Annotated in this window: 23 protein-coding genes; 10 read left to right on the top strand and 13 right to left on the bottom strand. The window is 71.9% G+C overall.

Features of this window, described 5'->3' with window-relative positions; all coding sequences use genetic code 11:
- The first annotated feature begins 104 nt into the window (after window positions 1–104).
- Entirely contained in the window at window positions 105–2,438 is a 2,334-nt protein-coding gene (locus MTQ01_RS06365) for an ATP-binding protein (protein ID WP_247487287.1), read from the top strand.
- Here MTQ01_RS06365 and MTQ01_RS06360 read toward each other — a convergent pair.
- The 3 genes from MTQ01_RS06360 to MTQ01_RS06350 form a co-directional block, all read right to left on the bottom strand.
- Window positions 2,396–2,869 carry a response regulator gene (locus MTQ01_RS06360; protein ID WP_247487285.1) on the bottom strand — a complete coding sequence of 158 codons (474 nt, stop codon included), beginning with the start codon at window positions 2,867–2,869 and terminating at the stop codon, window positions 2,396–2,398. The genes MTQ01_RS06365 and MTQ01_RS06360 overlap by 43 nt on opposite strands.
- Before the next feature lie 64 nt (window positions 2,870–2,933).
- Window positions 2,934–4,712, bottom strand: a complete 1,779-nt coding sequence (locus tag MTQ01_RS25150) for a GAF domain-containing SpoIIE family protein phosphatase (RefSeq protein WP_247487283.1) — start codon at window positions 4,710–4,712, stop codon at window positions 2,934–2,936.
- Between the two features lie 168 nt (window positions 4,713–4,880).
- Window positions 4,881–5,240 carry a hypothetical protein gene (locus MTQ01_RS06350; protein WP_247487281.1) on the bottom strand — a complete coding sequence of 120 codons (360 nt, stop codon included), beginning with the start codon at window positions 5,238–5,240 and terminating at the stop codon, window positions 4,881–4,883.
- A gap of 138 nt (window positions 5,241–5,378) precedes the next feature.
- Between MTQ01_RS06350 and MTQ01_RS06345 the strand changes: the two genes are divergently transcribed.
- Window positions 5,379–5,984 carry an ATP-binding protein gene (locus tag MTQ01_RS06345; protein ID WP_247487278.1) on the top strand — a complete coding sequence of 202 codons (606 nt, stop codon included), beginning with the start codon at window positions 5,379–5,381 and terminating at the stop codon, window positions 5,982–5,984.
- Window positions 5,985–6,260: 276 nt separating this feature from the next.
- Here MTQ01_RS06345 and MTQ01_RS06340 read toward each other — a convergent pair whose 3' ends face one another.
- A complete protein-coding gene (locus MTQ01_RS06340; protein ID WP_247487277.1) occupies window positions 6,261–7,121 on the bottom strand; it encodes a SigE family RNA polymerase sigma factor in 861 nt (286 codons plus the stop codon).
- Window positions 7,122–7,323: 202 nt separating this feature from the next.
- Here MTQ01_RS06340 and MTQ01_RS06335 point away from each other — a divergent pair, with 202 nt between their 5' ends.
- The 5 genes from MTQ01_RS06335 to MTQ01_RS06315 all read left to right on the top strand — a co-directional run bounded on the left by MTQ01_RS06335 (window position 7,324) and on the right by MTQ01_RS06315 (window position 11,291).
- The gene (locus tag MTQ01_RS06335) at window positions 7,324–8,001 is read left to right on the top strand and encodes a response regulator transcription factor (protein ID WP_247487275.1); all 678 of its coding nucleotides are present in this window, start codon (window positions 7,324–7,326) and stop codon (window positions 7,999–8,001) included.
- 10 nt (window positions 8,002–8,011) lie between these two features.
- Window positions 8,012–9,592 (top strand): HAMP domain-containing sensor histidine kinase, encoded by a 1,581-nt coding sequence (locus MTQ01_RS06330; RefSeq protein WP_247487273.1) that lies wholly within the window; start codon window positions 8,012–8,014, stop codon window positions 9,590–9,592.
- On the top strand, window positions 9,589–10,296 hold the full coding sequence (locus MTQ01_RS06325) for a hypothetical protein (protein ID WP_247487272.1): 708 nt from the start codon (window positions 9,589–9,591) through the stop codon (window positions 10,294–10,296). The genes MTQ01_RS06330 and MTQ01_RS06325 overlap by 4 nt, the downstream gene beginning before the upstream one ends.
- Window positions 10,297–10,403: 107 nt before the next feature.
- Window positions 10,404–11,018 carry a VanZ family protein gene (locus MTQ01_RS06320; protein WP_247487270.1) on the top strand — a complete coding sequence of 205 codons (615 nt, stop codon included), beginning with the start codon at window positions 10,404–10,406 and terminating at the stop codon, window positions 11,016–11,018.
- Between the two features lie 69 nt (window positions 11,019–11,087).
- A complete protein-coding gene (locus MTQ01_RS06315) occupies window positions 11,088–11,291 on the top strand; it encodes a PspC domain-containing protein (RefSeq protein WP_247487269.1) in 204 nt (67 codons plus the stop codon).
- 90 nt (window positions 11,292–11,381) lie between these two features.
- Here the strand turns inward: MTQ01_RS06315 and MTQ01_RS06310 are convergent, their stop codons facing one another.
- Together MTQ01_RS06310 and MTQ01_RS06305 are read right to left on the bottom strand one after the other, a co-directional pair.
- The gene (locus tag MTQ01_RS06310; protein ID WP_247487267.1) at window positions 11,382–11,732 is read right to left on the bottom strand and encodes an ATP-binding protein; all 351 of its coding nucleotides are present in this window, start codon (window positions 11,730–11,732) and stop codon (window positions 11,382–11,384) included.
- Window positions 11,733–11,888: 156 nt separating this feature from the next.
- Window positions 11,889–13,058 carry an adenosine deaminase gene (locus tag MTQ01_RS06305; protein ID WP_247487265.1) on the bottom strand — a complete coding sequence of 390 codons (1,170 nt, stop codon included), beginning with the start codon at window positions 13,056–13,058 and terminating at the stop codon, window positions 11,889–11,891.
- Window positions 13,059–13,309: 251 nt separating this feature from the next.
- Between MTQ01_RS06305 and MTQ01_RS06300 the strand changes: the two genes are divergently transcribed.
- Window positions 13,310–14,050: an alpha/beta hydrolase gene (locus MTQ01_RS06300; RefSeq protein ID WP_247487263.1), complete on the top strand. Its 741-nt coding sequence runs from the start codon at window positions 13,310–13,312 to the stop codon at window positions 14,048–14,050.
- 84 nt (window positions 14,051–14,134) lie between these two features.
- Here MTQ01_RS06300 and MTQ01_RS06295 read toward each other — a convergent pair whose 3' ends face one another.
- Window positions 14,135–15,019, bottom strand: a complete 885-nt coding sequence (locus tag MTQ01_RS06295) for a LysR family transcriptional regulator (protein ID WP_374207641.1) — start codon at window positions 15,017–15,019, stop codon at window positions 14,135–14,137.
- A gap of 204 nt (window positions 15,020–15,223) precedes the next feature.
- On the opposite strand from MTQ01_RS06295, the gene MTQ01_RS06290 reads away from it, so the two are divergent.
- On the top strand, window positions 15,224–16,534 hold the full coding sequence (locus MTQ01_RS06290; RefSeq protein WP_247487259.1) for an MFS transporter: 1,311 nt from the start codon (window positions 15,224–15,226) through the stop codon (window positions 16,532–16,534).
- A 123-nt stretch (window positions 16,535–16,657) separates the two neighbouring features.
- Window positions 16,658–17,083: a VOC family protein gene (locus MTQ01_RS06285; protein ID WP_247487257.1), complete on the top strand. Its 426-nt coding sequence runs from the start codon at window positions 16,658–16,660 to the stop codon at window positions 17,081–17,083.
- Window positions 17,084–17,156: 73 nt separating this feature from the next.
- Here MTQ01_RS06285 and MTQ01_RS06280 read toward each other — a convergent pair whose 3' ends face one another.
- The 6 genes from MTQ01_RS06280 to MTQ01_RS06255 all read right to left on the bottom strand — a co-directional run bounded on the left by MTQ01_RS06280 (window position 17,157) and on the right by MTQ01_RS06255 (window position 24,843).
- A complete protein-coding gene (locus MTQ01_RS06280; RefSeq protein ID WP_247487255.1) occupies window positions 17,157–18,659 on the bottom strand; it encodes a SulP family inorganic anion transporter in 1,503 nt (500 codons plus the stop codon).
- A 261-nt stretch (window positions 18,660–18,920) separates the two neighbouring features.
- Window positions 18,921–20,210: a thymidine phosphorylase gene (locus MTQ01_RS06275; protein ID WP_247487253.1), complete on the bottom strand. Its 1,290-nt coding sequence runs from the start codon at window positions 20,208–20,210 to the stop codon at window positions 18,921–18,923.
- A gap of 136 nt (window positions 20,211–20,346) precedes the next feature.
- Window positions 20,347–20,760 (bottom strand): cytidine deaminase, encoded by a 414-nt coding sequence (locus tag MTQ01_RS06270; protein ID WP_308294363.1) that lies wholly within the window; start codon window positions 20,758–20,760, stop codon window positions 20,347–20,349.
- Entirely contained in the window at window positions 20,757–22,052 is a 1,296-nt protein-coding gene (locus MTQ01_RS06265) for an ABC transporter permease (protein WP_247487250.1), read from the bottom strand. The genes MTQ01_RS06270 and MTQ01_RS06265 overlap by 4 nt, the downstream gene beginning before the upstream one ends.
- Window positions 22,049–23,170 (bottom strand): ABC transporter permease, encoded by a 1,122-nt coding sequence (locus tag MTQ01_RS06260; RefSeq protein ID WP_247487248.1) that lies wholly within the window; start codon window positions 23,168–23,170, stop codon window positions 22,049–22,051. The genes MTQ01_RS06265 and MTQ01_RS06260 overlap by 4 nt, the downstream gene beginning before the upstream one ends.
- Window positions 23,167–24,843 carry an ABC transporter ATP-binding protein gene (locus tag MTQ01_RS06255; RefSeq protein ID WP_247487786.1) on the bottom strand — a complete coding sequence of 559 codons (1,677 nt, stop codon included), beginning with the start codon at window positions 24,841–24,843 and terminating at the stop codon, window positions 23,167–23,169. The genes MTQ01_RS06260 and MTQ01_RS06255 overlap by 4 nt, the downstream gene beginning before the upstream one ends.
- Window positions 24,844–25,044 lie beyond the last annotated feature (201 nt).

Genomic DNA, 25,044 nt, shown 5'->3' with positions numbered 1-25,044 from the left:
GAACAGCACCGTCGGCCGCGAACGTCCACACCACCGTGGGACGTACGAGCCCGCCACGTCGGGCAGCACCCCCGGCGAACCCGGGTGAGAGGCCCGGCACCACCATGGCGAACGACTGGCTCTCGGACCGCGCGCATGCCGCCGAGGCAGAGGTCTCCGGCGGCTTCGACCTGACACAGTGCGTGCGCGAACCCATCCATCTGCTCGGCGGGGTCCAGTCGCACGGCACGCTGATCGCGGTGGAGCTGGCCACCGGGCTGGTGCGGATCGCGGCGCAGAACACCGGCAAGGTGCTCGGGCTGGAGCCGGACGCGCTGATCGGCGCTCCGGTGACCCGGGTGCTCCCGGAGCGCGACTACCTGGAGACGGTGGAGGCCGCGGCCGGCGAGGACGAGGTGCCGATCGCCTTTCCCGTGCTGGTGGACAGCGGTCCGACCGGGCGGACGCTGGATGTCTCGGCGCACCGCAGCGGCTCGATGCTGGTGCTGGAGTTCGAGCCGCGGGAGAACGACCCGTTCGCCTTCTCCAGCTTCTACAAGGGAGTTCGGCGGGCTCAGGCCAGGCTGCGTTCGGCCACCACCGCGGAGGACTGCTGTCAGATCGCGGTGCGCGAGGTGCGCGCGCTGACCGGCTTCGACCGCGTCGTCGCCTACCGGTTCGACGAGGAGGACGGTCCGGGCGAGGTGGTCGCCGAGGACGTCGTCGACGGCTGGGACGCGTGGCTGGGGCTGTGGTTCCCCGCCACCGACATCCCGCCGCAGGCGCGCCGGCTCTACCGGGAGAACTGGATCCGGGTCATCTGCGACGTGGACGACCCCACGGTGGGTCTGGTGCCGTCCAGGCGTCCCGACACGGGTGAGCCGCTGGACCTCTCGCAGGCGGCGCTGCGCACCGTCTCCGGGTTCCACCTCGAGTATCTGCGCAACATCGGGGTCCGGTCCTCCATGTCCGTGTCGGTCCTGCAGGAGGGCAGCCTCTGGGGCCTCATCGCCTGCCACGGCGCCGAGCCGATCCGGTTGACCCCCGAAGTGCGGTCCGCCTGCGAGATGTTCGGGGCCGCCTTCTCGCTCCAGCTGGCCGCGATCGAGGAGCGGGAGCGTGCCGACGCGCTCGCCGAGTCGGCACGCCGCGCGGCCGTGGTGGCCGGGCTGCTGGAGAACGGGCTGGAGGACCGCCTGAGCACCCACGGCCACGCGGTGGCCAGGCTGCTGGACGCCGACGGGGTCGTCCTCAGCCGCAACGGCCGGGTCGTCCGCGGCGGTGACGCCTTCCCGGACGAGTTGGTCGAGACTCTGGGCCGCAAGGCCGCCGAGCTGGCGCCGGGTGCGGTGTGGGCGACGGACCGGCTGGCCGAACTGCCCGAGGAGGAGCTGGCGCCCGCTCCCGGTCGGACGGGCGACGGGCCGGCCGGTGTGCTGATGGTGCCGCTCAGCAGGACGGGCGACTTCCTCGCCTGGTCGCGCGGGGAGCGTCCGGCGCCCCGGCAGTGGGCCGCCGACCCGTCGTCACCGGTGCGCATGGGTCCGCACGGCGAGCGGCTGACCCCGCGCGGTTCGGGCGAGGTGTTCCGGGCCATGATGCGCGGACGCAGCCTGCCCTGGACGGCCCAGGACCGTTCGGCGGCTCTCGAACTGTGGCGGCTGCTGACCGAGTTGGTGCTGCGGCACGCCAACGCCATGGACGCGCTCAACGACGAGCTGCGGCAGACCAACCGGGACCTCGACACCTTTGTGCATGCCGCGGCCCACGACCTCAAGGAACCGCTGCGCGGCATCTCCAACGCCGCGACGTTCGCCATCGAGGACGCCACCGACCTGGACGAGCGCACGCTCAGCCGACTGCGCACGACGCAGCGCCTGGCCGTCCGGATGGACGAACTGCTCAACTCGCTGCTGCACTACGCCCGGTTGGGCCGGGCCGGCCTGCGGGTGAGCGAGGTCGGTCTGGACGCGGTGCTGGACACCGCGCTGGAAGTGGCGGGCCAACGGCTGGACGAGCAGCGGGTACGCGTGGTCCGCGGGCCGCTGCCGAAGGTCTGGGCCGACCCCGACCGGCTCTACGAGATACTGGTCAACCTGCTGGTCAACGCCGCCAAGTACGCCCGCGACGGGGTGGCCCGCCAGGTCGAGGTGACCACCGAGCTGCATCCGGTGGAGGGCGCCGAGGGTGTCTGCGGCGGTGCCGAGGAGCTGGCGGTCGTGGTGCGGGACAACGGCATCGGCATCGAACCGGACCGCCAGCACGAGGTGTTCGAGCTGTTTCGGCGGCTGCACGACGCACCGGCGGCCGACGAGTCCGGCGGCGCCGGTGTGGGTCTCGCGGTGGTCAAGCGGATCGTCAACCGCCACGGCGGTCGCATCTGGCTGGAGAGCACCCCGGGCGTGGGAACGGCCTTCTACTTCACGCTCGGTGAGGGCTCCGTCCCGCCGTCCGCCTGACCGGCGGCCCGGGAGTCCTGCCAGTAGTCGACAGCGCCCTTGAGCACCGTGCGGAACAGGGTGAAGTTGACCGGCTTGTAGACGTAGCTGTCGGCCCCCGCCGCGTAGCAGGCGTCCACTTCGGCAGGCGAGGTCGAGGAGGTGAAGACGACCACCGTCACGTCCGCGAACTCCGTGCGCGCCCGCAGCGCGGCAAGCACCGCGTGCCCGCTCATCCCGGGCATGTTGAGGTCCAGCAGAACCAGCCCGGGCAGCACCTCCCGCTCCAGCAGGAGATCGACGACGCCTTCCCCTCGGGTGGTGAACTCCGGCCGGAGATCGGGGTGCGTGTGGCGCAGAGCCCGTTCGATGGCCTCCGCGTCCTCGGGGCTGTCCTCGACCACCAGTACACGGCCGAGGTCGACCTCGCGGCCCGCGGGCCCGGGGCTCATCGGAGTCCTCTCGGGGCTCTGCTGCGCTGCTTCACTTCGTGTCTCCCGGAATCGGCGGTGAGCTTCACTTCACCAGTGTGACCAGTACGGCGGTGTCGTCGTCACCGGTGGCACGGAACTTGGACATCCGGGCCACCAGCTCCGCGGCGCGATCGGGCGCGGGCTGGTTGCACTCGCCGAGCACCTCGGGCAGCCACTCCTCGAACATCACGCCGTCCTCGGACCTCGCCTCGGTGAGTCCGTCGGTGAACAGCACCACACAGTCCCCGGAGGTGAGCGTCAACTCCACCGTGCCCGGCTCGATGCGCGGCTCGACCCCGAGGAGGAGCCCGGAGACCGCGGCCTCCTCGGTGCGCCCGTCGGCCCGTCTCACCAGCGGTGGCGGATGGCCGGCGGCGGCGACTCTCGCCAGCTGCGTCCCGTCGGGCCCGGCGCAGAAGACCGCGACGGCCGCGGTGATGAACCGGGTCGTGGACTGGCCCATGAGCACCGTGTTCAGACGTTGTAGCGCCTCGGCGGGCGCGGTGCCGTCCTCCAGGAGCGTACGCAGGGTGTGGCGGGCCAGGCCGGTCAGCGCGGCGGCCTCGGCGCCGCGGCCGCACACATCGCCGATCATCACGGCGAGGCAGCCGTCGCGGTCGACCACCGCGTCGTAGAAGTCTCCGCCGACCTCCAGCGAGGAGTCGGCCACCTCGTACACGGCGCCGAGCTCCGCCGCGGGCCACTCCGGCAGCGAGTCGGGCAGCAGGTGGCGCTGCAACTGCTGGACGTGGTGACGCCGTTGCTCGTACGCCATGGTGGTGTCGATCGCCAGGGCCGCACGCCGGGCGAGGTCGTCCAGCAGCCGTCGGCTGGCGACCGCCTCGCCCTCGCGGTGGTAGACGAACGTCAGGGTCCCCAGCGATTTGCCGCGCGCCCGCAGCGGGTTGACGCTGACGGCCCGCACCGCGCGTCCCTCGTCCGCCCGGTGCGGGCCGAAGGGGGCGCCTTCCAGGTCCTCGGCGAGCAGCACCACACCGCTTCCGCGGTCCGCGGCCTCCTGGCACCGGTCGGCCAACCAGGCGTCGTGCCGGGCCAGTTCGGCGAGCCAGGGCTGTTCGGCGGCGGCAACGTGCACCGAGGCGGCCGGCTCCAGCAGACCGCGCTCGTTGAACAGGTGCACAGCGCACCCCTCGGCCACCGCGGGCACCGCGAGCCGGGAGACCCGGGCCAGGGTCTCCCGCACGTCCAGGCTCGTGTCCATCTGCAACGAGGCCTCGGCCAGCAGCGCGTCCTCCATCTGGCGACGCTCGTGCGCCCGCAGTCCGAGAATGCGCCGGTTGCTGGCCAGCAGGACCTCCGACAGCTGGGTCAACCGGTTCAGCAGCTCGGGCGTCGTGTCCGATGCGTCGCCGAGGCCCACGGACAGCGCGGCCCAGTCGTCACCGCCGAGCGCGAAACGCGACTCCCACGCGTACCGCGCACCGGCACGCAGCAGTGTCTCGCGTTCGGGCGAGAAGCCGTCGGCGGACTCGTCGGACAGGTCGTGGGCATGGAGAGCGGGCCCGTGCAGGCCCTCCGGCCCGCCCGGGTCCGGCGCCGGCCGCCCCGGGTCGGTCCGGGTGCAGGAGCTGTCGGTGTGCAGCACCGGATCGTGCCGCTCCGTCCTGCGCAGATAGCTCAACCGCCCGCCCTGCCAACGGGTTCCGGTGACCGCGACGACTCCCGGTTGCTCCAGGACCAGACCGTAGAGGTGGGCCGACATGTCCTGGACGTCCTCGACCTCCTGGGCAGCGAGCCAGAGTCTGTGGAGCTCCGCGGGCCAGTCGGCGCGCGCGCCCTGACTCTCACTCGCACTATTCACGGGGCTCCTACGGTTCGGCGCCCCCTGCCCCTGCGCTCAGCGGCAGCCCTGAGCGTTGTGACAGTCCGTCCACGGCAGCACTCAGCGTACGCGTACGCGCAAGGGGTTGAGGAGGGCGGCGGACCGACGCGGTGCGCGGCCCGCGGCCGAGCGCCGTACGGGCCCGGGTCAGCCGGCCGGGGCGATCAGACCGGTGACGGGGGCGGCGAGGTCGGAGAGCGAGGCGCCCTCGGAGAGCGGCCCGGTGACGTCCTTGGTGCTGATCGGGCGGAAGTCCGCGATCTGGGTGCCGACGCCGTTGTCGAGCGGATCGACTCCGGTCTTGGCCATCGGGTTCAACTGGAGGTCGGCCACCGGGCCGACGACGTGGCCGACGGTGGCGAGCGGGTCGGCCGGGTCCACGGTGACGATGTCCGCCTGGGCGGAACCCGCCGCGGCCAGCGCCGCCGCGCCCGCGGCCGAGAGGGTGAGGCCGGCGCTGAGCAAGCGCCTCCTCCTGGGTCGTGCGTGCCGTGCGCGCGAGGCCATCGAAGCACCTGCTACTTCCGTGGTCGGGTGTGGTCCGGGTAACCGGTCGACATCGCAGCGTAGTTGAGATGTGGCATTCTTCATTCGCCGTCTCCCCGGGGGTCACTCGGACGAAGGAATGCGCGACAATCGACTCCCGTGACCGATTCCGCTCGCGTGATCCTGCTGACCGGCCCCTCGGGTTCCGGAAAGTCCTCGCTCGCCGCCCGCACCGGACTGCCCGTACTGCGGCTCGACGACTTCTACAAGAACGCAGGCGACCCCAGCCTGCCCGCCTTCCCCGACGGCGCCACCGACTGGGACTCGCCCCAGTCCTGGGACGCCGACGCCGCGATGCGCGCCGTGCGGGAGCTGTGCACCCACGGCGCCACGACCGCCCCGGTGTACGACATCTCCGTCAGCGCGCAGAAGGGCACCGCCGAACTGCACCTGGACGGTTCGCCGTTGTTCGTCGCCGAAGGAATCTTCGCCGCGCAGATAGCCGCGCGGTGCGCCGAGGACCGGCTGCTCGCCGACGCGCTGTGCCTGCGCGGACGACCCTCGACCACCTTCCGCCGCCGGCTCGTCCGGGACGTGCGCGAAGGACGCAAATCGCTGCCCGTACTGCTGCGGCGCGGCTGGCGGCTGATGCGCGCGGAGCCCGGGATCGTACGGGACCTCGCGGCGCTGGGCGCCCGGCCGTGCGGCAAGCGCGAGGCGCTGGCGGCGATCGCCGCGGCGGAGGACGTGCGCAGCACGGTCTGAGCGGACGCGCGATCTGTGCCGCGCGGTCGCGGGGCGGGCGGGCCCGGGCGGGCCCGGGCGCGGCAGGCTCAAGTGCGGCGAGCCTCAAGTGCGGCGGGCTCGGCCGGGGCGGGAGACGAAAGAGAGGCGTGGGCGCCGCCGGACCCCCATCCGACAGCACCCACGCCTCGTTTCCCCCGTGCCCCTCTTTCCGTTCCCCCGTTCCCCTCGGGTTGCCCCGCTTTATGCTCCCCCGTGTTCCCCTTTTCCCCTTTCCCCCGCGCTCCGGCGGTCCGGTCAGGCGACCAGTTCGCCGAAGCACTCCTCCTGGTCCCGGCCCAGGGCCAGAACCTGGTCGTCGCGCAGCCGGCGCAGTGAACGCCAGATGCCGCTCTTCACGGTGCCGACACTGATGTCCAGGATGTCGGCGATCTCCGGGTCGGTGCGACCCTCGTAGTAGCGCAACACCAGCATGGTGCGCTGGAGTTCGGGCAGCCGGGCCAGCGCCTGCCACAGGACGGTGCGCAGTTCGGTGCCGCGCATCGCGTCGCTCTGGCCGGTGACGGCCGGCTCCGGAAGTTCCTCGGTCGGGTACTCGTTGAGCTTGCGACGACGCCAGGCGCTGATGTGCAGATTCGTCATGGTGCGCCGCAGGTAGCCGCCGACCGCGGCCTTGTCGCTGATCCGGTCCCAGGCCCGGTAGGTGGAGAACAGTGCGCTCTGCAGCAGGTCCTCCGCCTCGAAGCGGTCCCCGGTCAGGTGGTAGGCGGTGGCGTACAGGGAGGCGCGGCGCTCACTGACGTAGGCGACGAACTCCGCCTCCGAAACGCCGGTGTGCCGCTCCCCCGTGCCCTCCCTGGACACGCCTTCGCCCTGGCGCTCCCCCCGGAGCGCCGTTCCCCCGTGTTCCCCCGTGTTCCCCTGTGCTCCCGGGTTTCCCTGTTCCCCAACTCCCCCTGGGAGACCCGGGTTTCCCCCCGGCAGCGACGCGATGTGACTCGGCCGCTGCCGCCCAGTGCCGCGGGCACACCCCCGTACGCCCTTGGCACTGGACTTCTCGGTGCTGCGGGTGGAAGGAACCGCGACGGTGGGAACCGAAACGGTGTACCGACGCGTGTGAGCAACTGCGCCGACCTTGCTTCCGTGCAGTGTGTTCATCTCGCGCCTCCTTCGTGAGCAGCCCGTCGCTTGCTGTGTGACAGACACACTGCCGGGCCAGTTTCATGAGCGGGTCCCCTGACTGTCACAGCGGTGTCACAGGAACCGGAACGCCCGCGTCGCTCCCCCACCGGCGCCCGTGGAAGGTGGGTTGCACCCGGCCGGTCGAACTTGCGGGGGGTCATGGGCCAGAATGGCGCGTGTGGCTTTCCTGTTGCTGATCGAGGACGACGACGCAGTCCGCACCGCCCTGGAGATGGGTCTGACCCGTCAGGGCCATCGAGTGGTGGCCGCGGCCTCCGGCGAGGACGGTCTGAAACTGCTGCGCGAGCAGCGTCCGGACCTGATCGTGCTGGACGTGATGCTGCCGGGCATCGACGGTTTCGAGGTGTGCCGCCGCATCCGGCGCACCGACCAGTTGCCGATCATCCTGCTGACCGCGCGCAGCGACGACATCGACGTGGTGGTGGGCCTGGAGTCGGGCGCCGACGACTACGTCGTCAAGCCCGTCCAGGGCCGGGTGCTGGACGCGCGCATCCGTGCGGTGATGCGCAGGGGCGAGCGGGAGGCCAACGACTCGGCCACCTTCGGCAATCTGGTCATCGACCGTTCGGCCATGACCGTCACCAAGAACGGCGAGGACCTCCAACTCACGCCCACCGAGCTGAGGTTGCTGCTGGAGCTCAGCCGCAGGCCCGGACAGGCCCTGTCGCGGCAGCAGTTGCTGCGGCTGGTGTGGGAGCACGACTACCTCGGCGACTCCCGGCTGGTGGACGCCTGTGTGCAGCGGCTGCGCGCGAAGGTCGAGGACGTGCCGTCCTCCCCGACGCTGATCCGCACCGTGCGCGGTGTCGGCTACCGGTTGGACTCGCCCTCGTGAAGGTGAACGCATGAGGCGGTGGCTCGGCCGTACGCGGGACTGGCTCACCGGGCTGCTGCCGAGCCTGCGGCTGCGACTCGTCGTGGTGTTCGCCATGGTCGCGCTGAGCGCGGCGGTCGCCGCCTCGGGGATCGCGTACTGGCTGACCCGGGACGCGGTGGTCAACCGTGCGCAGAACGCGGCGCTCAAGGACTTCCACAAAACACTCGGCGACCACGCGGGCGCCCTCCCGCCGCACCCGAAGTGCGAGCAGCTCAAGGAGGCCGCAGACGCGATAGCCGGCTCGACCCAGAACTACGAGGTCGTCCTGGTCGACCGCGACCGCGACGGACGGCCGTGCGCGGTCGCCTCCTCCGAGGAGTTCGAGCTCGGGGACGTGCCGAAGAAGCTGCGCAGCGCGGTGGTCGAGGAGCATCCGTCGGACGGCGGCCCGGACGCCGCCCACCACCAGTACTGGCAGCGGGTCAGCCTGGACGGCACCCCGTACCTGATCAGCGGCGCCACCGTGATCGGCGAGGGCCCCGCCGGGTACATGCGCAAATCGCTCACCCAGGAACAGGACGATCTGACGTCGCTGGCCTGGTCGTTGGCGATCGCCACGGGTCTCGCCCTGATAGGGAGCGTGCTGCTCGCGCAGGCCGCGGCGTCCACGGTGCTGCGTCCGGTCCAGCGGCTGGGCGACGCCGCGCGCAGACTGGGCGAGGGCAAGCTGGACACCCGGTTGAAGGTCTCGGGCTCCGACGAACTGGCCGAGCTCTCGCACACGTTCAACGCGACCGCCGCCGCTCTGGAGGAGCGGGTCGCCGACCTGAGTGCGCGGGAGCAGTCCAGCCGCCGCTTCGTCGCCGACATGTCGCACGAGCTGCGCACGCCGCTGACCGCCATCTCCGCGGTGACCGAGGTCCTGGAGGACGAGGAGGACAACCTCGACCCGATGATCGCGCCCGCCGTCCAGCTGGTCGTCAGCGAGACCCGACGGCTCAACGACCTGGTGGAGAACCTCATGGAGGTGACCCGGTTCGACGCGGGCACCGCCAGGCTCGTGCTGGACACCGTGGACGTCGCGGACCAGGTCACCGCCTGCATCGACGCCCGCGCCTGGCTGGACGCGGTCGAACTCGACGCCGACCGCGGGCTGATGATCCGGCTGGACCCGCGCCGGCTGGACGTCATCCTGGCCAACCTCATCGGCAACGCGCTCAAGCACGGCGGCTCGCCGGTCCGGGTCTCGGTCCACATGTGCTCGGCGCCGCGCACCGGGCTGCCGGCCGTCGACGAGGCACGGGCGGGCAACCTCGTGGACACCGAGGGAGAGGTGCTGGTCATCGAGGTCTCGGACCGCGGACCCGGTATTCCCGAGGACGTGTTGCCGCACGTCTTCGACCGCTTCTACAAGGCCAGCGCCTCGCGTCCGCGTTCGGAGGGCAGCGGTCTCGGGCTCTCCATCGCGCTGGAGAACGCCCACATCCACGGCGGCGAGATCACCGCGCGCAACAACCCCGAGGGCGGTGCCGTCTTCACGCTGCGACTGCCCCCGGACGCGAGTGTGCTGGTCGCGCCCGAGGAGCGCGAGGAGGAGGACGTCCAGTGAGCACACGGGAGTCGCGGGCGGACGCAGGCACCCCGGCGTCGACGGGCGAGCGCACGGCGTGCGGGCGTACGGCGGGCAGGCGTACGGCGGGCAGGCGTACGGCGGTCGGGGTGTTCGCGCTGGTGGCGGCGTCGATGCTCGCCGGCTGCGGGATCCGCGGCACCGCGGTGCCGGTCAAGGCCGAGCCCGCCCCCACCCGGGTGGCCTGCGCGCAGGAGGGGGGCAACGCCGTGCAGCCCTCGCCGGAGGGCGGTACGTCCGTCGAGCACCGGATCGCGCTGGTGTGCAGCGGCCGGGTGGTGGACGTGCGCCGGAAGCTCGCGCAGGAGGAGGACCGTCCGACCGCGGGCGCACGGTACGCGCTCGCCCGCGGGCTGCTGGCCGAGCTGCGGAAGCCGCCGAGCGAGGAGGAGCGCGAGGCGGGCTTCACCACCGATGTGCCGGAGGACCTCGAACTCGGCGCGCCCAGGCCGGGCGACGACGGCGCCGCACTGCGGCTGAACCGGCACCCGAACGAGCTGCCCTCCTTCACTCTCGCCCAGGTCGTCTGCACCTTCGCGGACACTACGCTCGGTGACGCCAACCGGCAGGTGCTGCTCGGCGGTCCGGACAACGAACCGAACAAGCCGCTCAAGCTCTACGAGTGCGGTACGGCGCTCCGTACCACCGTGGAGACGGCGGAGACCGCGGGCGTGCCCTTCTGAGAAGCGGGCCGGCGGGAGCGGGCCCGCCCGTACCGGCCGGGGAAAGCGAACACGAACAGTCAGATTCCGCCGGGAACCGCACGTGCGGACCCGGCGTCCTGACTTCTGTGCACCACCAACGTCCCAGCGGCAGGAGCGCCTTCCGGCTCCGCGCAGCGGGTTTCCTCCTTCTCGCCGGTCATCTGGCCCTGGTCGCCTGGCTGACTCTGCGTCCCCTGTCGGTGCCGTGGGTGCCGGCGGCCAACATCCAGCCCTTCGCCACCATCGCCACCGACCTCCGCGAGGGGCCGGTGCACGCGCTGCGCACGATGGGCGGTGACCTCGCGCTGCTCGCGCCCCTGGGCGTGCTGCTGCCGCTCGCCTCCGGTTCGCTCGGCTCCCGCACCGGTTCGTTCTTCCGTGCCGTGGTGGCGACTGGCGGGCTGGCCTTCGCCCTTGAGGCGGTGCGCAGTTCGGTGCCCGGCCAGGTGCCCAACATCGACGCGGTGCTGCTGCACGTGCTGGGTGCCGCGCTGGCGCATCTGCTCTGCTACCCGCTGGTGCGCTCCGCCTTCCGGCGCGCGGACTCGACAGCCGGCAGCCGGTCCCGGCAGGCCGCCCCCGCACCCGGCCCGGCACCGGCACCGGCACCGACACCGGGCGGACCCCTGAGGACTTCCAGGGTCCGTATCGCCCCGAGGGTCGATGTCACCAGGAGCGGCACTCCCTACGTTGGTGGTTAGACGCGGCCGAGGGACGCGTCGGCGGTGCGGCGAGGCCCGCGCCGCAGCCGCAGACCGAAGGAGCGCACCGTGTCCGCACTTGTCCGACCCACCGAAGGCCGCATGATCGCGGGCGTCTGCGCGGGACTGGCCGTGCGGTTCGGGATCTCCACGTCCACGATGCGGCTGATCTTCGTGCTGTCCTGTCTGCTGCCGGGGCCGCAGTTCCTGCTCTATCTCGCGCTGTGGGTCCTGCTGCCGAGCGAGAAGGCGGCCGTCCGCAACGCGTGGTGACCGGCCGCCGGGCCGCGCACGGACATGCGTCGACCCGCCCGCGAGCCTTTCGGCCGCGGGCGGGTCGACGGATGTCCGTGGCCGGACTCCTCAGAGGAGCCCGAGGTCCTGGACCGGCAGCGTGTCGGTGGGCAGGCCGCCGCCGACGAGGTCGGTGTCCACCGCGTCACCGGAGACGCCGCCCTTGGCCAGATCGCCGGCGACCGGCAGCTTCTCGGCCACCGGCAGACCGCCGAGCAGCTGACCCGCGGTGCCGAGCTGGCCCTGCTGGTCCTGGCCCTGGAGCTCGGCGACCTTCTCCGCCGTGCTCTGGGCGAAGTCGGCGGCCGGGTGGCTCGCGGGCATCTCCTGGGGCGCGGCCGATGCCGCTCCGGCGCTGCCGACGGCCATGGCGGCGCCCACTGCGGCGACACCGAGTGTCTTGATCGTTCCCTGCTTCATCTCAGCTGTGTCCTCATGGGGGTGACGGTGCGGCCCCCGAACGTAGCCAGCTGTGACCGCCGCCCGCAAACACCGAAACGCCCCTAACGTCCGGAAAGATTCCGGGAGTACGGGCGACCGGCCCCGTACGGCGGCAGGGGTCGATCCCGTACGGGCTCAGCCCTGGTAGCGCGAGGAGTCGCTGGTCACGGCGCGGTCGGCGGACGCCTCACGGAAGAGCCACTGCGAACGCAGCTCCGCGTAGCCGGGCTTGACGACATCGTTGATCATCGACAGACGTTCATCGAAAGGGATGAACGCGGACTTCATCGCGTTGACGGTGAACCACTGCATGTCGTCGAGCGTGTACTCGAAGGTCCGCACCAGGTGCTCGAACTCGTCGGTCATGCTGGTCCCGCTCATCAGCCGGTTGTCGGTGTTGACCGTCGCCCGGAAGCGGAGCTTGCGCAGCAGCCCGATCGGGTGCTCGGCGTACGAAGCGGCGGCGCCCGTCTGGAGGTTGGAGGACGGGCACAGCTCCAGCGGCACCCGCTTGTCGCGCACGTACGCGGCGAGCCTGCCGAGCTCGACGGTGCCGTCCTCGGCGACCTTGATGTCGTCGATGATGCGCACACCGTGGCCGAGCCGGTCCGCGCCGCACCACTGCAATGCCTGCCAGATGGACGGCAGTCCGAACGCCTCACCGGCGTGGATGGTGAAGTGGTTGTTCTCGCGCTTGAGGTACTCGAAGGCGTCCAGGTGGCGGGTGGGAGGGAACCCGGCCTCGGCGCCCGCGATGTCGAAGCCGACGACGCCGTTGTCCCGGTACCTGTTGGCGAGTTCGGCGATCTCCAGCGCTCGCGCGGCGTGCCGCATCGCGGTGAGCAGCGCGCCCACCCGGATGCGGTGACCGGCCTCGCGGGCGCGGCGCTCACCCTCCCGGAAGCCCTCGTTGACCGCTTCGACGACCTCGTCGAGTGTCAGCCCCTGCTCCAGGTGCTGCTCGGGTGCGTAGCGCACCTCGGCGTAGACGACGCCGTCCGCGGCGAGGTCCTCCGCGCACTCGGCGGCGACCCGGACGAGGGCGTCCCTGGTCTGCATCACCGCACAGGTGTGCCGGAAGGTCTCCAGGTAGCGCTCCAGCGAACCGGAGTCGGCCGCCTCCCTGAACCAGACGCCCAGCGCCTCGGGTTCGGTCTCCGGGAGGTCGTCGTACCCGGTCTCCCGGGCGATGTCGACGACGGTGGCGGGCCGCAGACCGCCGTCGAGGTGGTCGTGCAGCAGGACCTTGGGGGCGCGCTGGATCTGGGCTCGGGTGGGAAGCGTGGTGTGGGTCTCGCTCGTCATCTCAACACTGTAGACCTACGCGCGTAGATGGGCGAGGGCCGTGCACCCGACGCCCCGGGAGGCCGCCGGGCGGGCCGGGCGCGGCGCCGGGCTCGGGCCGGGCGGACCGGACCGGCGGTGCTGCCGGACGGACCGCTTCCGAGTTGCGCGGGGGCGGCGACGTGACCGCGTGCGGGCGGCACCGGCTTTCGATATCGAAAGGTGACTGAGGCGTACGTTCCGTATACCCGCGTTTCTGCCATCGTTCTCCCATGGCTCAGCAAGCACTTCCCGCACGGGAAGCCCGACTGGGACGGCCGATCGGCGCGACGGGACCCGTGCACGGAGTGGTCCTCGTGCTGCCCGGCGGGGAGGCGAGGTCCCACCGGCGCACCTCCCCGCTGGCCACCGCCCGGGCGCAGAACCTCGCCCGCAGGCTCGCCCGCACCGAGGAGTCCGAGGCCCTGGTGTGCCACACGGTCCACTACCGCTACCGCGGCTGGAACGGCGAGGCGGCGCACCCGGTGGCCGACGCCACCTGGGCCGCGGACGAGGTGCGGCGGCGGTACGGCGATGTGCCGATCTGCCTGGCCGGGTACGACCTCGGCGCGCGCACCGCGCTGCGCGCCGGCGGCCACGAGGCGGTCAACTCCGTGCTGGCGCTGGGTCCGTGGCTTCCGGAGACCGGCGAGGACCCGGTGCGGCAGCTGACCGGACGCCAGGTGCTGCTGGCCCACGGGACCGACGACAGACACACCGACCCCGAGCTCTCCTTCCGCCTCGCGGAGCGGCTGAAGAAGATCAACACGGATGTCTGCCGGTTCGAAGTCCACACCGACCGGCACGAGTTGCGCTATCGCAGGGACGAAGTGCAGGCGCTGGCAAGGGACTTCGTGTACGGCACACTGGCCGGCGGCGACTTCTGCCGACCGCTGGCGGACGCGTTCGCCGCGCCGCCGCCGCTGGGGCTGCGGATGCCGCTGGCCTCCGGTTTCGGCAAGTCCCTTACGTAGCGGGGCAGTTGCGCGAACGGCCGCCCGGGCCGAGCGGGAGCCGTCGAGCCCGGATCGCTCAACCCGCGGTGCGCACGGGCCTCTTCAGGCGAGCAGGTGGCCGCGCCGGCCGAGCAGGAACTCCTTGAACGCCGCCACCGGCGGGGTGTCCCGGTGTCCGTCCAGCCAGGCGACCCCGATCTCGCGCACCGCGCGCGGCGAGGAGACCGCCAACTCCCGCACTCCCGGGCGCAGTACGGTCGGCGGCGGCAGCAGCGAGACACCGAGCCCGGCGGCGACCAGGCCGCGCAGCGTCTCGGCCTCCTCGCCCTCGAAGGCGATCCGCGGGGTGAACCCCGCCCGGGCGCAGAGAGTTTCGAAGATCCTGCGCATCCCGTAGCCGGGTTCCAGGGTGACGAAGGGCTCCTCGGCCGCCTCCTCCAGACGAACTCGTCGGCGCCCGGCGAGCCGGTGGTCCTCGGGCACGACGAGCCGCAGCCGCTGTTCGTCCAGCGTCCGGGTGACCAGATCGGGGGCGTCGGGGATCGGCGAGGTGAGGCAGAGGTCCAGGTCGCCCGCCCGCAGCCGCTCCAGCATCGCCTCGCCGTAGTTCTGCACCAGCGCGAAGCGCACTCCCGGGTGGTCCGCGCGGAACGCGCGGATGAGGGCGGGCACGGTCTCGGAGCCGAGGGTGTGCAGAAAGCCGAAAGCCACCTTCCCGGTCGCCGGGTCGGCGTCCGAGCGCACCGACTCGGCGGCCTGCTCGACGGAGGTCAGCGCACGCTCCACCGAGCCGAGGAATCTGCGCCCGGCCGGGGTGAGCGAGACCGTACGGCCGCGGCGGGCGAACAGCTCGACGCCGAGGTCGGCCTCCAGCCGGACCATCGCGCGGCTGAGCGTGGACTGCGGCACCGCCAACTCGCCCGCGGCCCGCGTCACATGCTCGTGTCTCGCGACCGCCGCGAACTGCGCGAGCCGCGGAGTGAGCACCGAGGCCCAGGACTCGGCGTCCAGTTCGGCCGGGCGCGCGGGCGCCGGCGCGGCGGTCTCCTGGGTGAGCGGGGTGGACATGGCGTGATTCTCACTGCGCTGCGACGGCATTCATCGTCCCCGACCTCGGTTCATGCACTGGTGGATCGATACTCGCATTTCTGTGCATTGGACGCATGAGTGGGCCCGCACTAGCTTCGGGACATGCCTCCCGCCGATACCGGGGCGCCCGCCACCACGGGCGCCGCACCCCGGACCGCCGCCGCACCCCGGACCGCCGCCGCCGCGACCGACACGCCGGCCGGGACCGCGGTCGGGACCGCGCCGAGCGCCCGACGGATCAACCTGGCGCTCTTCGTGCTGGGCCTGGCCACCTTCGCCCTGCTCTACGCGACGCAGGCACTGCTGCCCGCGCTCTCCGCGGACTTCGGCGTGACGCCGGCCCGCGCCGCCTGGACCGTCTCCGGTGCCACGCTCGCCCTGGCGGTCTCGGTGCTGCCGCTGAGCATCCTCTCGGAGCGGTTCGGCCGACGGCGGGTCATGACCGTGTCGGTGCTCGTCGCGGTGGCGGTCGGCCTGCTGCTGCCGCTCACCCCGAACATGGACACCCTGATCGTGCTGCGCGTGCTCCAGGGGGCGGCCATCGCCGGCGTCCCGGCCTCGGCGATGGCCTACCTCGCCGAGGAGTCCAGACCGCGCGCGCTGGTGGGTGCGGTCGGCCTGTTCGTCGCGGGCAACAGCATCGGCGGGATGTCCGGCCGGGTGCTGACGGGTTGGGCCGCGGACCTGTGGGGCTGGCGGACGGCGCTGCTGACCGTCGCGCTGATGGCCCTGGCCTGCGCCCTGCTCTACCGGCTGCTGCTGCCCGCACCGCGCAACTTCAGCCCCGCACCGCTGCGTCCGCGCGTACTGCTGGCGACGGTGCGCGGACATCTGGCCACGCCGCTGCTGCGCCGGCTCTACGTGCTCGGCATGGTGTTCATGTCGGTCTTCGGCGCGGTCTACACCGTGGTCGGCTACCGGCTGATCGACGACTTCGGGCTCTCCCAGACGCTGGTGGGCGCGGTGTTCGTGATCTATCTGGTGGGCACGGTCTCCTCGGCGGGCGCGGGACGGATCGTCGCGCGGCTCGGCCGACGAGGTGCGCTCCACCTGGCGATCGGTACGACCCTGCTCGGTCTCCTGCTGACCCTGAACGCCTCGCTCGGCGCGGTCGTCGCCGGCCTCGTCCTCGTCACGGCCGGCTTCTTCGCCGGCCATGCGACGGCTTCCGGTTCGGTCAGCGGCACGGCGACCAGCGGACGCGCGCAGGCGTCGGCGCTGTACCAGGTGGCCTGCTACGTCGGGTCCTCGGCCGGCAGCACACTCGCCGCTCTCGCGTACCACCTGGTCGGCTGGGGCGGGGCGGTCGCGCTCTGCTCCGCCGCACTCTGCGTCGCGGCGGGCGTGACGCTGCTCGGCTCCCGGGCCGCCGTGCGGGAGACCACCTCCGTGCGGGAGACCGCCACCGGCTGACCCGCCCCTGCCGCGGCGCCGGGACCACGGCGACGACGGGCCGCCCGACTCCCGGCCGGCGCAGGCCCGTTGAGTCCGTACGGTCCGCGCGCCGCGCTCCCGTCCGGTCCTACGCTGGGTGCCATGACGCCCGAGAGCCCCTCCACCGTGTGGCCGGTGCTCCACTACGACGACACCCGCGCGGCGCTGCGCTTCCTGGTCGACGTGCTCGGCTTCGAGGAGGTGGTCGCCGCGCCGGACGAACACGGCGGCCTCGCCCACGTCGAACTGCGCCGCCCCGGCGGCGGCACGCTGGTGTTCGGTTCGACGCGGCACAAGGAGAGCGTGCACGGCGGAATGCGAGCCGGTACGGGAGCGGTCTACGTGGTCGCGGCCGACCCGGACGAGGTGGAACGGGTGCACCGCGGTGTCGTCGAGGCGGGCGGGCAGGTCCTCGAACCGCCGCACCGGACCGTTTTCGGGTCGGGTGCGGCGGCGTACGTGTGCACGGCCGGCGACCCGGAGGGCAACCTCTGGACCTTCGGCACCCACCGCGGCCCGGCCGGGTAGCGCCCCGTGTCCGGCTCCCGTCCCCGGCGCGCCGGGGTGCGTGCCCCGGGCGCGCGGCCCGGGGGCGGCGGGGTCAGTGGCCCGCGGGTTCGCCGGTGAGTCTGCGGTGGAGCTCGGCGCTGGGGCTGTTGAGACCGGTGATCTCGACGGTCTTGCCGCGCTGGGCGTACTTGGTCTCGATCGCGTCCAGGGTCGCCACCGTGGACGCGTCCCAGATGTGGGCGGCCGACAGGTCGACGACGACCCGCTCCGGGTCGCCCGCGTAGTCGAACCGGCCGACGAGGTCGTTGGACGAGGCGAAGAACAGCTCCCCGGTGACCCGGTAGACGACCGTCCCGCCCTCGGGGTCGGTGACCGAGGTGACGTGGGTCAGCCGGGCGACGCGCCTGGCGAAGATGACCATGGCGGTCAGGGTGCCCGTGACGACCCCGACGGCGAGGTTGTGGGTGGCGACCACGACCACCACGGTGACGAACATGACGGTGATCTCTCCCGCGGGCATCCGCCGCAGCGTCTTCGGGGCCACCGAGTGCCAGTCGAAGGCGGCGACGGCGACCATCACCATGACGGCCACCAGGGCGGCCATCGGGATGTCGGCGACCAGCGGGCCGAAGCCGATGCACAGCACCATCAGGAAGACGCCGGCCAGGAAGGTGGAGACCCTGGTGCGGGCCTGCGAGACCTTCACATTGATCATGGTCTGGCCGATCACCGCGCAGCCGCCCATCCCGCCGAAGAAGCCGGTGACGATGTTGGCGATGCCCTGGCCGACCGATTCGCGGGTCTTGGAGGAGTGCGTGTCGGTGAGGTCGTCGACGAGCTTGGCGGTCATCAGCGACTCCATCAGCCCGACCAGCGCCATGGCGAAGGCGTAGGGGGCGATGACGACGAGTGTGTCGACGGTCAGCGGCACGTCCGGCAGCCCCGGCACCGGAAGGGCGGACGGCAGCTCGCCCTTGTCCCCCACCGTGGGTACGGCGATCCCGGCGGCGACGGTGACCACGGTGAGGACGACGACGGTCACCAGCGGCGCCGGCACGGTCCTGGTGATCCGTGGGAAGAGCACCAGCAGCACCAGCCCGGCGAGGAAGAGCGGGTAGACCGGCCACGGGACGTCGTGGAGCTCGGGCAGTTGCGAGAGGAAGACCAGGATGGCCAGGGCGTTGACGAAACCGGTCATCACCGAGCGGGGCAGGAACCGCATCAGCCTGGCCACCCCGATCGCACCGAGCGCGATCTGCATCACGCCCGCGAGCATGACCGTCGCGATCAGATGGCCGAGGCCGTACTCGTGGTTGACCGGCGCGATGACGAGGGCGACGGCGCCGGTCGCGGCGGAGACCATCGCACGGCGGCCGCCGACCACGGCGATGGTGACCGCCATCGTGAAGGAGGCGAAGAGCCCGACCGCCGGATCGACCCCAGCGATGATCGAGAACGCGATCGCCTCCGGGATCAGCGCCAGCGCGACGACGAGAGCGGCCAGGATCTCGGTGCGCCAGACCTTCGGGTCCTTCAGCCAGTCGGGACGCAGTCCGCGCAGGCGCGCGGCCGCGGTGGTTGCGGAAGTGGGCACGGGGATCACCGGGTTGGGCACCTGTCGTACTCGGGCACGTCCGGCGGGATGCCGGGCGCACGGAAGGCGGCGGGGCCGGACCGCGGCGCACCCGAGCGGGTCGGCACGGCGCGGAACGGCGAACGGGACGGAGCCTCCAGTCTCCGACAGTGCCGACGGCGGCCCGACCACGCACTGCTGCCCCGCCGCGGCGAGCGGCGGGGCAGCACGGGACAGCACCGGGCAGCTGGGCGGCACCGCCGGAGCGGTGCGCCGCCGGCGTCAGCTGACGCGGTTGAGGACGATCGGGGTCGGCCGGTGGGCGGCCGCCTCGTCGCTGCCGGGAGCGGCGATGTCGTACGCGCCCTCCAGGGAGGCGAGCGCGTAGTCGAACGCCTCGGGGGTGTCGGTGTGCAGGGTCAGCAGCGGCTGCCCCGCGACCACGTCCTGACCCGGCTTGGCGTGCAACTCCACGCCGGCGCCCGCCTGTACGGCGTCCTCCTTGCGTGCGCGGCCCGCGCCGAGCCGCCAGGCGGCGACGCCGACGTCGTACGCGTCGAGGCGGGTGAGGCGGCCGGTGGCGGGTGCCGTGAGGACGTGCTGCTCGCGGGCGACGGGCAGCTCGGCGTCCGGGTCGCCGCCCTGGGCCGCGATCATCCGCCGCCAGTGGTCCATCGCGCTGCCGTCGGCCAGCGCCTTGGCCGGATCGGCGTCCGGCAGACCGGCGGCGTCCAGCATCTCGCGGGCGAGCGCCAGGGTCAGCTCGACGACGTCCTCGGGACCGCCGCCGGCGAGGACCTCGACGGACTCGCGGACCTCCAGCGCGTTGCCCGCGGTGAGACCGAGCGGGGTGGACATGTCGGTGAGCAGTGCGACGGTGCGCACGCCGTGGTCGGTGCCGAGCCCGACCATGGTGCTCGCCAACTCCCGTGCGTCGTCGAGGGACTTCATGAAGGCGCCGGAGCCGACCTTGACGTCCAGGACCAGCGAACCGGTGCCCTCGGCGATCTTCTTGGACATGATCGAGCTGGCGATCAGCGGGATCGCCTCGACGGTCCCGGTGACGTCGCGCAGCGCGTACAGCTTCTTGTCGGCGGGTGCCAGCCCGTCGCCCGCCGCGCAGATGACCGCGCCGACGTCGCCGAGCACGTCCAGCATCTGCGCGTTGGACAGCTGTGCGCGCCAGCCCGGGATCGACTCCAGCTTGTCCAGCGTGCCGCCGGTGTGGCCGAGGCCGCGGCCGGAGAGCTGCGGCACGGCGGCGCCGCAGGCGGCCACCAGCGGGGCGAGCGGCAGGGTGATCTTGTCGCCGACGCCGCCGGTGGAGTGCTTGTCGGCGGTGGGGCGGTCCAGGACGGAGAAGTCCATCCGCTCGCCGCTGGCGATCATCGCGGCGGTCCAGCGGGCGATCTCGCCCCGGTCCATGCCGTTGAGCAGGATCGCCATGGCGAGGGCGGACATCTGCTCGTCCGCGACCAGGCCCCTGGTGTAGGCGTCGATGACCCAGTCGATCTGCTCGGGGCCGAGTGCGTGGCCGTCCCGCTTGGCGCGGATGACGGAGATGACGTCCATGGTGCTCCTTGCGAATAGTCCGCGCCCGGTGGTGAGCGGGCGCGGACTGTGGTGTTCCGTCGGGGAGTCGACCGGCTCACGGGCCCGCCGGGACGCACCCGTACGGGCGACGTGCGGGCGGCAGGCCCGCGGGCGGTCAGCGGCCGAGGTCGGCGGGGCCGAAGGCGTCCGGCAGCAGCTCGGCGAGCGTGCGCACACCCGAGGCCGTGTCCATCCACAGCTCGGGACCGCCGTGCTCCCACAGCAGCTGGCGGCAGCGACCGCACGGCATCAGCACCTCGCCGTCCTCGCCGCAGCAGGTGAAGTGGGTCAACCGCCCGCCGCCGCCCGCGACGAGCACGGAGATCAGTCCGCACTCGGCGCAGAGGGCGACACCGTAGGCGGCGTTCTCCACGTTGCAGCCGCTGACGGTGCGTCCGTCGTCGACGCGGGCCGCCGCGCCGACCGGGAAGCCGGAGTACGGGGCGTACGCCCGGGACATCGCGCCGCGGGCCACCTCCCGCAGGGCCTCCCAGTCGACGGCGGAGGCGGGCGGTTGCGGGCGGCTCACTTGCCCTCGCCCTTCCGGTACGGCACACCGATCGTCTTGGGCACCCTCAACCGCTGGGCGAAGAGGGTCAGGACGAGCAGCGTGGTCAGGTACGGGCTGGCCTCGACCAGTTCCTTGGGCAGCGTGTCGGTGCCCAGGTACCAGATCAGCAGACCGATCGCGATACCGGCGTTGAGTGCGGCGATCGCACGGCGGCCCTGCCACAGCTTCCAGATCGCGAGCGCGGCCATCAGGAAAACCGCGACCAGCAGTACGGCGTGCAGGGTGCTGCCGCCGCCGCGCAGCTGGAGCGCGTCCATGAAGCCGAAGAGTCCGGCGCCCATGGCCACACCGCCCGGCCGCCAGTTGCCGAAGATCATCGACGCGAGGCCGATGTAGCCGCGTCCGCCGGTCTGGCCGTCCTGGTAGAAGTGGACGCCGATCGCCAGGAAGGCGCCGCCGAGACCGGCGAGCGCGCCGGACATGACGACCGCGTAGTACTTGTAGGCGTAGACGTTCACACCGAGCGACTCGGCCGAGACCGGGCTCTCGCCGCTGGCCCGCAGCCGCAGACCGAAGGCGCTGCGCCACAGCACGAAGTACGAGCCGACGAAGAGCAGCACGGTCAGCACCGTCAGCCAGGACATGTTGGTCACCAGCGCGCGGAGTATGCCCGCGGTGTCGGAGACCAGGAACCACTCCTTGGACGCGAGCGTCCCGAGCCAGTCGGAGAGTCCGGGGACGGTGATCGTCGGCATGTCGTCGATCCGCGGCGACTGCTTGTCGTTGCCGCCCGCCTGCGCGGCCTCGCTGCCCTCCGCGCCGAACCACAGCTTGCTGAGGAACTGGACCGTGCCCAGCGCGAGGATGTTGATGGCGACACCGGAGACGATGTGGTCGACGCCGAAGCCGACGGTGGCGACGGCGTGCAGCAGACCGCCCAGCGCGCCGCCGAGGATGCCGGCGGCGACCGCGGCCCACGGCCCGTACTGCCAGCCGATCCAGCCGGCGCAGAAGGCGCCGAGCATCATCATGCCCTCGAGGCCGATGTTGATGACGCCCGCGCGTTCCGCCCACAGGCCGCCCAGACCGGCGAGGCCGATCGGCACCGCCCAGCCGAGGGCCGCGATGTACATGCCGGTGCCGGTGACGTTGATGTCGCCGGAGATGACCCGGACCGTGGAGAGGACGATCAGCGCGCCGGAGAGGATCAGCAGGACGACCGGGAACGAGATCCGGGAACGTCCGCCGCCCCCCTTGCTGCTCAGCGCCCCGCTGATCTTTCCGGTGAGTGCGGAGATGTTGGTGCTCATGCGGACGCCCCCGCCTCGTTGCTCGACTTGGCCCTGGCCTCGGCGGCGAGTTCCTCGCCCACCTTGCGCTGCTGGAGCTTCAGCCCGTAGCGGCGCACGACCTCGTAGGCGATGACGACGCAGAAGACGATCACGCCCTGCATCACGCCGATGATCTCCTGCGAGTAGCCCTCGAACTCCAGCTGCGTACCGGTGCGCTCCAGGAAGCCCCAGAGCAGCGCGGCGAGCGCCATGCCGACGGGGTGGTTGCGACCGAGCAGGGCGATGGCGATACCGGTGAACCCGATCCCCTCGGGGAAGTCGGTGCCGTAGTTGTGGGACTCACCGAGCAGCGTCGGCATTCCGACGAGTCCGGCGAAGAGCCCCGACAGCACCATGGAACTGACCACCATGCGCTTGACGTTGACGCCGCTGGCCTCGGCGGCGGAGTGCGAACCGCCCACCGCGCGCAGGTCGAAGCCGAAGCGGGAGCGGTTGAGCACCAGCCAGTAGACGACGCCGACCAGGACCGCGACGATCACGAAGCCGCCGATCGGCTCCTGGCCGGTGGAGATCTCGAAGAAGTGCCCGGACTCCGGGATGTTCTCGGTGTGCGTCAGGTTGCCCTCGACGACACCCAGCCGGTTCTCCTGGATCAGATAGCCGATCAGGGAGGCGGCGATGAAGTTCAGCATGATCGTGCTGACGACCTCGCTGACGCCCCGGGTCGCCTTCAGCAGCCCGGCGATGCCGGACCAGATCGCGCCCACGAACATCGCGGTGAGGATCATCAGCGGGATCTGGATGAAGCTCGGGAAGGCGACCGCGCCACCGAGGGCGGCGGCGCAGAAGGCGGCCAGTCGGTACTGGCCGTCGACACCGATGTTGAACAGCTTCATCCGGAAGCCGACCGCGACCGCGACCGCGGCCAGGAAGTACGGAACGGCCTTGTTGATGATCCAGATCTGGCTGTCGCTCTTGAAGCCGAACTCGATCATCACCGAGTAGGCGCGGAACGGGTCCCCGCCGGTGGCGGCGAGGATCACGCTGGTGATGGCCAGCGCGGCGAGGATGGCGAGCAGCGGCGCGCCCAGCTGCAGCAGCAGCTTCTCGCGGTTGACCCTGCGGACGGCGTTCATCGGTTCTCACCGTCCTCCGGTGCTGCGTCGCCCCGGGTGTGCCCGTCGCGCTCGTCGTGCTCGTCGTGCTCGTCGCGCTCGTCGTGCCGCACGCTCTCCGGGTTCTCCGGGTGGTGCTCCAGGTGGCCGCTGGCGGCGCCGGTCATGGCGGAGCCCAACTCCTCCGGGGTGATGGTGGCCGGGTCCGCGTCCGCGACCAGACGGCCGCGGTACATGACCCGCAGGGTGTCGGAGAGCCCGATGAGCTCGTCCAGGTCGGCGGAGATCAGCAGGACGGCCAGGCCCTCGCGGCGCGCCTCGCGGATCTGGTCCCAGATCTGCGCCTGCGCGCCGACGTCCACGCCCCGGGTGGGGTGCGCGGCGATCAGCAGCTTGGGCCGGTGGCTCATCTCGCGGCCGACGATCAGCTTCTGCTGGTTGCCGCCGGAGAGCGAGGCCGCGGTGACCTCGATACCGGGCGTACGGACGTCGTACTCGCGCACGATGCGCTCGGTGTCCTGCCGGGCGCCCTTGAGGTTCAGCAGGAAGCGTCCGCTGTTGGGCTTCTCGGTGACGTGGCCGAGCATCCGGTTCTCCCACAGCGGGGACTCCAGCAGCAGCGCGTGCCGGTGCCGGTCCTCGGGGATGTAGCCGATGCCGCTCTCGCGCCGCGTACGGGTGGGTGCGTGGCTGATGTCGTCGGTGTCCAGGACGATCTCGCCGCCGTCGGGGTCACGGATGCCCATGATCGCCTCGACCAGCTCGGCCTGTCCGTTGCCCTCCACACCGGCGACGCCCAGCACCTCGCCCTTGTGGATGGTGAAGCCGATGCCGTCCAGAACCGTCCGCCGGACCCCGTCGGAGTCGACGGCGGAGAGGTGGAGGTCCTCGACCCGCAGCATCGCGGTGTCGGTGACCGTCGACTCGCGCGTCTCGGGCGTGGGCAGCTCGCTGCCGACCATCAGCTCGGCGAGCTGCTTGGGAGAGGTCTCGGAGGGGTGCACGGAAGCCACCGTCGTACCCCGCCGGATGACGGTGATGTCGTCGGCGACGCTCAGCACCTCGCCGAGCTTGTGCGAGATGAAGATGACGGTCAGGCCCTCGGCCTTGAGCTCGCGCAGGTTGTCGAAGAGCGCGTCGACCTCCTGCGGGACCAGCACCGCCGTCGGCTCGTCCAGGATCAGGGTGCGGGCGCCGCGGTAGAGGACCTTCAGGATCTCCACACGCTGGCGGTCGGCGACCCCCAGCTCCTCGACGAGCACGTCGGGACGGACGTTGAGGTGGTAGGCCTCCGAGATCTCCAGGATCTTGCGGCGGGCCCCGCCGCCAATGCCGTGCAGCTTCTCCGCGCCCAGTACGACGTTCTCCAGCACGGTGAGGTTGTCGGCGAGCATGAAGTGCTGGTGCACCATGCCGATTCCCCGGGAGATGGCGTCGGCGGGGCTGCTCAGGCTCACCTGCTCGCCGTCCAGGGTGATGGTGCCTTCGTCCGGCTTCTGCATGCCGTAGAGGATCTTCATCAGCGTGGACTTGCCGGCGCCGTTCTCACCGACGAGCGCGTGCACGGTGCCGCGTCTGACGGTGATGTCGATGTCGTGGTTGGCCACCACGCCGGGGAATCTCTTGGTGATCCCGTGGAGTTCGACCGCATGGGTGCCGGCGTCTGTCGGTGGACTGGTGGTGGGCGGTGTGATGGCGCACTCTCCTCGGCTAAGGAGCGGGGTGGTGGCGGGGGGTGGCTGTGCTGGACGGGGTGCGACGGTATCGCGTCGATCACCGCTGTCGCGTCGATCACTGTGCTACGCGCGTAGCGTCACGGGGAAGGGGCGGGGCCCGGAAGAGTGCTGTCCGCGTCTTCCGGGCCCTGCCCTGGCCTTCCGCGCCGGTGCTCGCGG

The sequence above is a fragment of the Streptomyces sp. XM4193 genome, from assembly GCF_023072595.1.
In the GTDB taxonomy this organism is placed as follows: domain Bacteria; phylum Actinomycetota; class Actinomycetes; order Streptomycetales; family Streptomycetaceae; genus Streptomyces.
This window is presented reverse-complemented; position numbering and strand designations above follow the sequence as displayed.

Coding starts and splice junctions, on each gene's coding strand:
- MTQ01_RS06300 (WP_247487263.1), top strand. CDS start 13,310: ATGGCTCAGCAAGCACTTCCCGCACGGGAAGCCCGACTGGGACGGCCG.
- MTQ01_RS06285 (WP_247487257.1), top strand. CDS start 16,658: ATGACGCCCGAGAGCCCCTCCACCGTGTGGCCGGTGCTCCACTACGAC.
- MTQ01_RS06330 (WP_247487273.1), top strand. CDS start 8,012: ATGAGGCGGTGGCTCGGCCGTACGCGGGACTGGCTCACCGGGCTGCTG.
- MTQ01_RS06350 (WP_247487281.1), bottom strand. CDS start 5,240: ATGGCCTCGCGCGCACGGCACGCACGACCCAGGAGGAGGCGCTTGCTC.
- MTQ01_RS06310 (WP_247487267.1), bottom strand. CDS start 11,732: ATGAAGCAGGGAACGATCAAGACACTCGGTGTCGCCGCAGTGGGCGCC.
- MTQ01_RS06290 (WP_247487259.1), top strand. CDS start 15,224: ATGCCTCCCGCCGATACCGGGGCGCCCGCCACCACGGGCGCCGCACCC.
- MTQ01_RS06340 (WP_247487277.1), bottom strand. CDS start 7,121: ATGAACACACTGCACGGAAGCAAGGTCGGCGCAGTTGCTCACACGCGT.
- MTQ01_RS06265 (WP_247487250.1), bottom strand. CDS start 22,052: ATGAGCACCAACATCTCCGCACTCACCGGAAAGATCAGCGGGGCGCTG.
- MTQ01_RS06365 (WP_247487287.1), top strand. CDS start 105: ATGGCGAACGACTGGCTCTCGGACCGCGCGCATGCCGCCGAGGCAGAG.
- MTQ01_RS06305 (WP_247487265.1), bottom strand. CDS start 13,058: ATGACGAGCGAGACCCACACCACGCTTCCCACCCGAGCCCAGATCCAG.
- MTQ01_RS06260 (WP_247487248.1), bottom strand. CDS start 23,170: ATGAACGCCGTCCGCAGGGTCAACCGCGAGAAGCTGCTGCTGCAGCTG.
- MTQ01_RS06360 (WP_247487285.1), bottom strand. CDS start 2,869: ATGAGCCCCGGGCCCGCGGGCCGCGAGGTCGACCTCGGCCGTGTACTG.
- MTQ01_RS06275 (WP_247487253.1), bottom strand. CDS start 20,210: ATGGACGTCATCTCCGTCATCCGCGCCAAGCGGGACGGCCACGCACTC.